5 protein-coding genes are annotated in these 10993 nt (G+C 34.3%); all 5 read left to right on the top strand.

All coding sequences use genetic code 11. The features are described 5' to 3' along the window. The first annotated feature begins 12 nt into the window (after positions 1-12). From AC5JMK_RS14525 to AC5JMK_RS14505, 5 genes are read left to right on the top strand one after another with little or no spacing between them, the layout of a single operon-like run. Positions 13-6078 carry an SDR family NAD(P)-dependent oxidoreductase gene (locus tag AC5JMK_RS14525; protein WP_495910417.1) on the top strand — a complete coding sequence of 2022 codons (6066 nt, stop codon included), beginning with the start codon at positions 13-15 and terminating at the stop codon, positions 6076-6078. A 5-nt stretch (positions 6079-6083) separates the two neighbouring features. Next, positions 6084-7487 (top strand): condensation domain-containing protein, encoded by a 1404-nt coding sequence (locus AC5JMK_RS14520; RefSeq protein WP_096679480.1) that lies wholly within the window; start codon positions 6084-6086, stop codon positions 7485-7487. 11 nt (positions 7488-7498) lie between these two features. Continuing rightward, positions 7499-8380, top strand: a complete 882-nt coding sequence (locus AC5JMK_RS14515) for a cupin-like domain-containing protein (RefSeq protein WP_096679478.1) — start codon at positions 7499-7501, stop codon at positions 8378-8380. 59 nt (positions 8381-8439) lie between these two features. Then, positions 8440-9696, top strand: coding sequence for a diaminobutyrate--2-oxoglutarate transaminase (gene ectB / locus AC5JMK_RS14510; RefSeq protein WP_495910416.1), 1257 nt, complete (start codon positions 8440-8442; stop codon positions 9694-9696). Positions 9697-9744: 48 nt separating this feature from the next. Then, entirely contained in the window at positions 9745-10944 is a 1200-nt protein-coding gene (locus AC5JMK_RS14505; protein WP_495910415.1) for a condensation domain-containing protein, read from the top strand. The last annotated feature ends 49 nt before the right edge of the window (positions 10945-10993 follow it).

The following is a 10993-nucleotide window of genomic DNA, read 5'->3' as shown; positions in this document are numbered from 1 at the left end:
GATTAATCAATAATGAATATTCCAAATGAACCATATTTTACCAACGGCTCAGAAATAGCAATTATTGGGTTAGCAGGAAGATTTCCTGGAGCAAAAAATATTAATGAATTTTGGCATAATCTACAAAATGGTATAGAATCAATATCTTTTTTTAGTGATGAAGAATTATTAGCATCAGGAATAGATGCAGAATTTATCAGTCAACCCAATTATGTTAAAGCCAATGCTGTTATAGAAGATGCAGAATTTTTTGATTCTGCTTTTTTTGGTTTTAATCCTAGAGATGCAGAAATGACTGATCCCCAACACCGGATTTTTTTAGAATGTGCTTGGGAAGCTTTGGAAAATGCAGGATATAACTCTGAAACATACAATGGTTCTATAGGTGTCTTTGCTGGTTCTAGCTTAAGCGGTTATTTACTAAATATTTATTTAAATCAAAATATTAGAAACTCTACAGACGAACGTCAGATAACAATTGCAGGGGATAAAGATTACCTAGCTACACGTACTTCTTACAAACTTAATTTAACAGGCCCTAGCTATACAGTTCAAACAGCTTGCTCAACCTCATTAGTAGCCGTACATTTAGCTTGCCAAAGTTTGCTAAACGGTGAATGTGATATGGCTTTAGTTGGTGGTGTTTCTATTAGCGCCTTCAGAAAATCTGGCTATATTTATAACGAAGGAGGTATTAATTCTCCTGATGGACATTGTCGTGCTTTTGATGCTAAAGCACAGGGAACTGTGACTGGAGAAGGTGTCGGAATTGTTGTTTTGAAAAGATTAGAAGATACCTTACATGATAGAGATGTTATCCATGCTGTAATTAAAGGTTCTGCTATTAATAATGACGGATCAAACAAAGTTAGCTACACAGCTCCCCGCATCGAAAGTCAAGCAAAAGTTATTAAAACTGCTCAAGTTGTTGCAGAGGTAAACGCAGAAACAATAACTTATATTGAAGCTCACGGGACCGGAACTTCTTTAGGAGATCCAATTGAAATTGCTGCGTTGACACAGGCATTTCAAAGAAGTACAAAAAAGAAAAATTTTTGTGCGATTGGTTCTCTAAAAACAAATATTGGGCATTTAGATGCAGCTGCTGGTGTTGCAGGTTTAATTAAAACAGTCTTAGCTCTAAAACATAAACAAATTCCTCCCAGTCTACATTTTGAGCAGCCAAATCCTCAGATTGATTTTGCCAACAGCCCATTTTATGTTAATAATAAACTCTCTGAATGGAAAACAGACAAACATCCTAGACGTGCAGGAGTTAGCTCTTTTGGTATTGGCGGTACTAATGCTCATGTAATTTTAGAAGAAGCACCAATTGTAGAGACGTGCCATGGCGTGTCTCTACAATCGCGCCCTTGGCAGTTATTATTTATTTCTGCAAAAACTTCAACTGCTTTAGAATCTGCTACAAATAATCTTGCGAATTATTTAGCAGATAATTCTGATATTAACCTGGCTGATGTTGCTTATACTTTGCAAGTTGGTCGGCGAAATTTTAACTATCGTCGAGTGTTGCTATGTCGAGATATTCAAGATGCGATAACAACACTCGCAGACCCAAATCAACAAGGAGTTTTGAGTAAATTTTCCGAAACTCGTAACCATCCAATCGTATTTATGTTTCCCGGACAGGGAGCGCAGTATGTAAATATGGGGCGGGAATTATATGAAACAGAACCGATTTTTCGACAACAAATTGATGATTGCTGTGAATTACTAAAACGACATTTAAACTTAGACCTCACAAATATACTTTATCCCTCAAGTTTAGAAGCTACACAAGCAGAACTTCAACAAACTTTCTTAACACAACCTGCATTATTTGTGATTGAATATGCCTTAGCTAAACTTTGGATGGCGTGGGGTCTGCATCCACAAGCAATGATTGGTCACAGCATCGGCGAGTATGTAGCTGCTTGTATTTCGGGTATTTTTTCTTTAGAAGAAGCACTGAATTTAGTCGTAATTCGTGGACGACTAATGCAACAAATTGAATCTGGGTCGATGCTTTCTGTTTCTATTTCTGCTCAAGAAATACAACCAATGTTGGGTTCAGAACTTTCTTTAGCAGCTAGTAATGCTCCATCTCTTTGTGTAGTTTCTGGTGCTACGAATGCAATAGAAGCATTACAAAATGGTTTGACTGAGCAAGGTGTGGATTGTCGGCGACTACTGCATACATCTCATGCTTTTCATTCCCAGATGATGGAGCCGATTTTGGAGCCATTTGTACAGCATGTTAGAGAAATTAACCTGAAACCACCTCAAATTCCTTTTATATCCAACGTTACCGGAACTTGGATAACAGCAGAGCAGGCGACTGATCCTAATTACTGGGCTAGACATCTACGCCAACCCGTATTATTTAACGAAGGAATCGCCGAACTGTTACAACAGTCGGAGCGAATACTTTTGGAAGTTGGCCCAGGACGAACATTAACTACCCTAGCCAAACGACAGTTGATTTCACAGACTGTGGTGCTAACTTCGTTGCGACATCCCCAGGAGCAAGTTTCTGATGTGGCATTTTTGCTCAATACTCTTTCTCGGCTTTGGCTCACAGGCTTGCAAATCAACTGGACAGGTTTTTATGCTCATGAGCAACGCAGACATGTGAGTTTACCGACCTATCCTTTTGAACGTCAGCGTTACTGGATTGAGGCTAATTCTGAAACTGTATTATCAACGGTATCTCAAAAATTATTAAGTAAAAAGCCCAATATTGCTGATTGGTTTTATATCCCAATTTGGAAACAATCTACACCAATTGAGTTCTTTAAACAAAAGGAATTTGTAACTGACAAAAACAGCCGTTGGTTAGTTTTTATAGATGATTATGGTGTGGGAGATGCAGTTGTACAACGACTCGCACAGCAGAGTCAATATATTGTTAAAGTTAGGGTTGCAGAAAAATTTACTCAACTGAATAAATATACATATACTATTAATCCCCAGCAAAAAAATGACTACAATACTTTGCTGCAAGAACTCCACAAAAAGAGTTTAATTCCAACTGCTATTGCTCATTTTTGGAGCATTACACCAAATGATACTTTAGATTGTAATAAATTAAAAGCACAAAGTTTTGAAAATAGTCAAAATCTTGGTTTTTGGAGTTTATTGTATTTAATACAAGCATTTGGAAAAGCAAATATCAGCGACTCTGTGAAGTTAAGGGTTATAACTAGCAATGTGCAGAATGTTATCGGTGACGAAAACTTATATCCAGAAAAGTCAACAATATTGGGACCTTGTAAGATAATTCCCAAGGAATATCCAAATGTTAATTCCTGTCTGATTGATGTAGTAATCCCTAGCGCAAATGTTCCACCAACCCAAAATTTAATAGACTATCTGATTACGGAACTGACAACACAGCAAACCGAAAATATAGTTGCTTATCGTGGACATCATCGCTGGATTCAAACCTTTGAACCTATCCGTTTAAATGAAAATATTCCAGGTAAAACTAAGTTAAAAGAAGGAGGAGTTTACTTAATTACTGGTGGACTTGGTGGTATTGGCTTAGTGCTAGCAGAATATTTAGCAAAGACAGTACAAGCTAAGTTAATTTTAATTGCTAGAAAGGGATTACCTGAGCGATCGCAATGGGAACAATGGCTAGAAAATCATGATAGTCAAGATCCTGTTAGCCGCAAAATCAACAAAATACTTGAACTTACAGAGTTAGGATCAGAAGTTGAGGTGAAAAGTGCCGATGTCGCCAGCTACGCAGAAATGCAGGTAACTGTTACTGAAGCTTTAGAAAAATTTGGTCAAATTAATGGTGTCATTCATGCAGCAGGTATTGCTGGCGGTGGTATGATTCAACTGAAAACAGAGGAGATAGCAAATAGTGTATTCGCACCAAAAATTAAAGGGACATTAGTATTAGAGGAGATTTTAAACTCAAAAAATATACATCTAGATTTCTTAGTGCTTTGTTCATCTCAAAGCTCTATTTTGAGTGAATTTGGACAGGTAGATTATTGTGCCGCTAATGCATTTTTGGATGTTTATGCAGCTTATTGCAATTCTAAATTTGACCAATTTACAGTGGCAATAAATTGGGGTTCTTGGCAAGAGGTAGGAATGGCAGTAGAGACAGAACTACCTGAACAATTAAAACGCCAACGTAAAGAGGAACTCAAACAAGGAATATTATCTCAAGAAGGTGCTGAAGCTTTTAATCGCATATTGCTAAGTAGCTTGCCTCATGTTATTGTGTCAACGCAAGACTTTCAAACAGTAATTGAGCATAATAATTCTTTCAATTATCTTGAACAAGAATTAGCATTATTATCACAGGCATCAAAAACAAATGTTTCCAAAATCAGCCATCCACGTCCAAGTTTAGCAAATCCTTATGTTGCGCCTCGTAACGAAGTTGAGCAGACTCTCGCTGACGTTTGGCAACAATTTTTGGGAATTGAAAAAATTGGGATTCATGACAATTTTTTTGAATTGTCAGGAGATTCTATTATTACAATTCAAATTGTTGCTAAAGCCAATAAATTAGGCATGAAGTTAACTTCTCAACAAATGTTTATGCACCAGACTATTGCTGAATTAGCAACAACCACAGGTGTAATTGAAACAAATCAAAATAAAAATAATTCTGAAGTTGGAGAAGTATACCTCACACCCATTCAGCATCGCTTATTAGCTCAAAATCAGTCAAAAATAGATTCATTGAAACAATCTCTATTACTCGAAATCCAACAAACATGCAATCCCAAAATACTAGAACAAGCTGTACAATATGTAATTGAACATCATGATGTTTTTCGTCTGCATTTTATTCAAAAAAAAATTGGATTGCAGCAAATAGAAGCTCACATTAATGATATAATGACATACGAGCATGTAAATTTGTCTGCGCTTTCAGAAGATGAACAACAACATGCTTTTGAATCTAAAATTACAGAAATACAAAATAACTTCAGTTTCAGCGAAGGTTCACTGATAAAAATTGCTTTTATTGAATTGCGATCGCAGCCAAAAAACTACCTATTAATTGTCATTCACCATCTTTTAGTAGATGCTGTCTCTTGGCAGATTTTGTTAAAAGATTTGCAAACAGTTTATCAACAACTTAGTCAAGCCGAAGCAATACAATTATCTGATAAAACCACTTCTTTCAAGCAGTGGGCGCAGTCTATTCAAGAGTATGCTCAAACTTCTGAAATAGCTCAGGAGCAAGACTACTGGTTAGCAAAATCCCAAATACCCTTCTGTAGTCTACCTGTTGACTATTTTGCAGATGAAAATACAGCAGCTAACGCTGACATAGTATCAATTTCTCTAGATAAAACAGCAACTCAAGCCTTACTAAAAAATGTCAATAGAGCTTATAATACTCAAATAAATGATGTTCTACTAACAGCTTTAGTACAAGCTTTTGCAAAGTGGACGGGAGAGCAGCGACTATGGGTAGATGTTGAGAATAATGGTCGAGATATAGTCTTCAAAAATTCCAAATATATATCCTTCTCTCGTACAATTGGTTTATTTACAACTCGCTTTCCAGTAATTTTAGATATCACAGAAGCTCGTGATCAAGGAAATGCATTAATCGCAGTCAAAGAGTATTTACGTAACATTCCAAATAAAGGTATTGGGTACGATATACTGCGCTATATCAACAATTATCCAGAAATAAATTCAAAGTTCAAATCTTTCCCTCAACCTCAAGTCAGTTTTAATTACTTAGGTAATTTTGACCCTGTAATATCACAGTCATCTTTATTTAATTTCACTGCTCAGTCTCTAAAAGTTAGCCAAAGTACAAATCAAAATCGATTTTACTTACTGGAAATAAACGGAGTTATCACTCAAGAAAAACTGCATATTACTTGGATTTACAACACAGCAAGTCATCGAAGAGAAACAATAGAAACTTTAGCTGCAAATTTGATTGAAGCTATACAAAGAATTATTGAACACTGTCAGTTTTTGCCAGCAGAAAAACATACACCTTCCGACTTTCCTAGAGCTAATTTGAGCCAACAAGACTTAGATAAATTTTTGAAAAAAATTAATCAATTAGGTGGTAGATAAGCACAATGAAAGCAGAAAATGTCGAAGACATATATGAACTTACACCTGTTCAAAAGGGTATGCTCTTCCACTGTTTGTATGCGAGTGAGTCAGCATTATATTTCTTTCACCACACCTTAACTTTACATGGTCATCCAAATATAGAAGCTTTTGAACAAGCATGGCAACAAGTGGTAGATAGACATACAATATTACGTACAGGATTTTATTGGGAAGACATTGATAATCCATTGCAGGTTGTCTATAAACAAGTAAAGATTAGCTTAAATCAATATGATTGGCGTGGTGTTGAACCAGCAGAACAACAAGAGCGATTAAAATCATTTCTAGAGAGCGATCGCCAATTGTGTTTTGACTTTTCGCAACCATGTTTAATGCGTTTAACTTTAATTCGTCTGGCTGGCGATCGCTATGAATTTATTTGGAGTAATCATCATATCATCATCGATGGATGGTCTGGACCGATCATATTAGAGGAATGCTTAAAAATTTACACTGCCCTTTGTGAATCCAAAGAGGTAAAATTACTGCCAGCTCGTCCTTTTAGAAATTATATCGATTGGTTGCAACAACAAAATATAGCTAAGACTGAAAGTTTTTGGCGACAAGGACTACAAGGAGTCAAAGCACCAACCCCTCTAACTTATCTAGAAAATAACCAATTACCTCAGCAGAAAGAAAGATACGATGAAGAGAGAATTAAACTCTCCAAAGAAACTACAAAATCACTGCTATCTTTTGCTACACAAAATCATTTTACTCTTGCCACATTAGTTAATGGAATTTGGTCTATTCTCCTGAGTCGTTATACTTGTCGTCATAATGTAATCTATGGGTGTACTGTTACAGGAAGACCAGTAGATTTAGCGGAAGTAGAATCAATAGTTGGTGTATTTATAAATACTTTACCAATTAATGTCAAAATAAATCCAGAGCAACATTTGTTGTCATGGCTACAGGACTTTCAGATTCAATTAGTAGAAACGCGTCATCATGAATACACTCCACTGACACAAATTCAAGGTTGGAGTGAAGTACCACGAAACTTACCTTTGTTTGAAACTATTGTCGTAGTTGAAAACTTTCCAATCAGTGAATTTGCAGAAAACTGGAAAGGTAATATAGCATTTGAACCAACTGGAATTTATTACAGAAACAACTATCCTTTGAATTTAGTTATATATCCAGAATCCGAAATTATAGTAGCAGTTTCATATGATTATTCTAGATTTGATATTGCTACAATTATTGGAATACTAACTGACTTTCAAATTCTCCTACAAGCAATAATTACTAATTCTCATCTTCCAATCAAGGACTTATCATTTTCAACATTACAGCAACAGCAAATATCATCCTCTTTAGAAAAAGAAGCATCATTTAATTGGGAATTTGCTTCGGTGTTTTAAGGAAATAAAGTATGATTGTTTCATCAGAAATAGACAGAATATATAAACTATCAAGTGATGAATTTCATAAAGATTATGTTGAATTAGGTAAACCAGTTATAATCTCTGGATTAATTCCCAATTGGAGTGGCTTTCATAAATGGTCATTAAATTATTTTAAAAATTTATCCCCCACCCTCAATATTTACGCTAAGAAATTTAGTAACCAGGAAATTGAGATATGCCGTTTGACAATGCCAAGATATATAGAACTAATAGAGACTTATCAAAAATATCCTCAAAATAATCCTCTACCGCCATATTGTCATGACTTACCTTTATTTAGCTTAATACCTTCTTTAGTAGAAGATGTTCAACCATTTCCTTTCGATTATTTACCAAAATGGTATTGGTACAAGTGGTGGCGTTACTGTCAATTTTTCTTAGGTTCTTCTCATAGCATTACACCATTACATTTTGATTGTCTTCTGACTAACAATATATTTTTTCAAATTGTCGGACGTAAACAATTTACTATATTACTACCAGAAGATGCTAAATATTGTTATCGCCAAGGCTGGCGATGGTTTTTAGTTAATCCAGAAAATCCAGAATTTAATAAATATCCTGATTATAAAAACGCTAGACCAGTTAAGTTTATCGTCAATCCTGGAGATATTCTGTATATGCCTCCGGGAACACTACATCATGTTAGAAGTTTAGATACTTCTATATCTTTTAATATTGATTGGCATACTCAGAAAAGTTCAGTGACGGCTTTAGGTGCAATAACCAAAGGTATGCCAGTTAAAAATTTATACTATAACTTATTATTAACAATGGGTTTAGTATTTAAACTTCCTCCTCAAATTATTTTTAAATTCTATAAATCTTATCTGAATTATGTTTCTTAAAAATATTAAAATAATACACAGTATAGATAACCAGTTTGTTATTGCCACACAAAAATCTTATGAATATATTTGAAAAGCGCGAATCCAATGTCAGAAGCTATTGCCGTAGTTTTCCAGATATATTTCATAGAGCTAAAGGCTCGATGATTTATTCTGATTCAGGTAAAGAATATATTGATTTTTTTGCAGGAGCAGGAGCTTTAAATTATGGACATAATCATGATTATATAAAACAAAAGGTTATGTCATACTTAGATGCCGATGGTATTGCACATGGTTTGGATATGTACACTTCGGCTAAAGAAAAATTTTTAGCCAAATTTGATGAGGTAGTACTCAGTTATAAAAAGCTAGATTATCGCATTCAATTTTGCGGTTCCACAGGAACAAACGCAGTAGAAGCGGCTTTAAAATTAGCCAGAAAAATCAAACAAAGATCAGGTATATTCTCTTTTATGGGAGCATATCATGGAATGACTTTGGGCAGCTTATCAATTAGTGGTAATATCGGAATCCGATCAGGCGCAATTGGGACATCAAGTAATGTAACATTCATGCCTTATCCTTATGGATTCATGGAAAATTTTGACACAATAGAATATATAGAATCCGTTTTAAATGATGTTAATTCTGGAGTTGAAAAACCAGCAGCAATCATTTTTGAAACCGTACAAGCAGAAGGTGGAGTTGTCGTTGCTCCGATTGAGTGGATGCAAAGATTAAGAAAATTATGTGATCAACATGATATTTTACTAATATGCGATGATATTCAAGTAGGCTGTGGGCGAACAGGCTCTTTCTTTTCTTTTGAAAGAGCAAATATTGTTCCTGATATTGTAGTTCTTTCTAAATCAATTAGTGGCTATGGTTTTCCCATGTCGCTATTATTAATCAAACCAGATTTAGATATATGGGAACCGGGCGAACATAATGGTACTTTTAGAGGTAATCAACTAGCATTCGTAGGAGCTACAGCTGCTCTAGAGTATAGAGAAAGTTGTAATTTTGAACAGGATGTTAAAGCCAAAGAGCTTTTTTTGAAAAATTTTCTAACTCAGGAAATAGCATCAATTAGTGAAAATATAGCAATCCGTGGAATTGGAATGATTTGGGGAATTGATGTCAAAAATTGTGGCGATAGCAGTTTCGCTAAAACTATCACGTCACGTTGTTTTGAGCTAGGATTAATCGTTGAACGAGCAGGTAGAAATGATACCGTTATTAAACTTTTACCACCTTTAATTATTGATATGCCTACCTTACAAAAAGGTTGTTTAATAATCAAACAAGCTTTTAATGATTCCATCTCAAATTAGCTTGACATTCTAGTTAACTTACCAAAACATCGATTACAAAGTAAAAATATGGCTGTGCATATACACTCCGATGACTTATTTTCTCAAAAATTTTATTGGATAAATAAACTATCGGGAGAATTACCAGAAACAAATCTGATGCTGGATTATATAAGACCTTTATTCTCCAGTCATCAAAGTAAGTCTCTTCGCTTTGATTTATCAAATGATTTATCTCAACAGATTATCAATATAGCTAATAATTCTTACTTTTCTATCTATTTGATAATTGTATCTGCATTGAATATATTGCTGCAAAGATATACTAGAAATAATGATGTTATTGTCGGAATACCAGTATACGATCAAATTGGTATTAATAGCGTAAATAGCAAGGTTATTGCTTTGCGTAATCAGGTAAAACCTGGGATTTCGTTCAAAGATTTACTGTTGGAAGTTAAAGAGGCAACTATTGCTGCTTATACTCATCAAAATTATGATTTTGATGAATTAATTAAAATATTAGAGATACCAATCTCTCCTAGTCGCTGCCCCATTTTTGATATAGTTATTTTACTAGAAAATATTCATAGTAAAAATAATTTAGAACAATTAAAAAACGATATCACAATAGCTTTTTTAGTTGATGGTGAAAGTATTAGCATTAATATAGAGTATAAGGAAAATCTATTTAAACATGAAAATATAAAATTAATGAGCAGGTGTTATACAAATATTCTTGACAATATTATTAAGGATTGTAATATCAAAATATCAGATCTTCTTTTATTGCAAAAAAATGAAGAGAATCAATTGTTAAAAGATTTTAATAATAATACTCAAAAATATCCAGTTAATCAGACAATAAATCAATTATTTGAAAAACAAGTATCTCAAACTCCAAATAATATAGCTGTTATTCATCAAGAAACTAAGTTAACCTATCGAGAACTAAATCAAAAAGCAAATCAACTAGCTAGATTATTGCGTAAATTAGGAGTTGCTAAACGGGAATTTGTCGGTATTTTCAAAGACCGCGATATCAATTTTCTGATTGCGATCCTTGCTATATACAAAGCAGGTGGAGCGTATGTACCCATTGATAGTACTTACCCACCAAATCGAATTCAATATATGCTATCTAATAGCGAAGTAAGATTTTTACTCACAGATTATCCGCTTTTAAACAATTTATCAGGCTTAGTAGGAGATTGTTCACAATTATCATCTATCATTTGTTTAGATAATGTAACTACTAAAAATATGTAGTTTTTCACTCTCCCCCGGTAAAAAGAGATTAGAGAGAAACAGAAATAGG

The organism is Pelatocladus sp., from assembly GCF_059505505.1.
This window is presented reverse-complemented; position numbering and strand designations above follow the sequence as displayed.

What these genes read in the sequence shown, in the direction of transcription:
- AC5JMK_RS14525 (WP_495910417.1), top strand. Translation starts at nt 13, where the DNA reads ATGAATATTCCAAATGAACCATATTTTACCAACGGCTCAGAAATAGCA.
- AC5JMK_RS14520 (WP_096679480.1), top strand. Translation starts at nt 6,084, where the DNA reads ATGAAAGCAGAAAATGTCGAAGACATATATGAACTTACACCTGTTCAA.
- AC5JMK_RS14515 (WP_096679478.1), top strand. Translation starts at nt 7,499, where the DNA reads ATGATTGTTTCATCAGAAATAGACAGAATATATAAACTATCAAGTGAT.
- ectB (WP_495910416.1), top strand. Translation starts at nt 8,440, where the DNA reads ATGAATATATTTGAAAAGCGCGAATCCAATGTCAGAAGCTATTGCCGT.
- AC5JMK_RS14505 (WP_495910415.1), top strand. Translation starts at nt 9,745, where the DNA reads ATGGCTGTGCATATACACTCCGATGACTTATTTTCTCAAAAATTTTAT.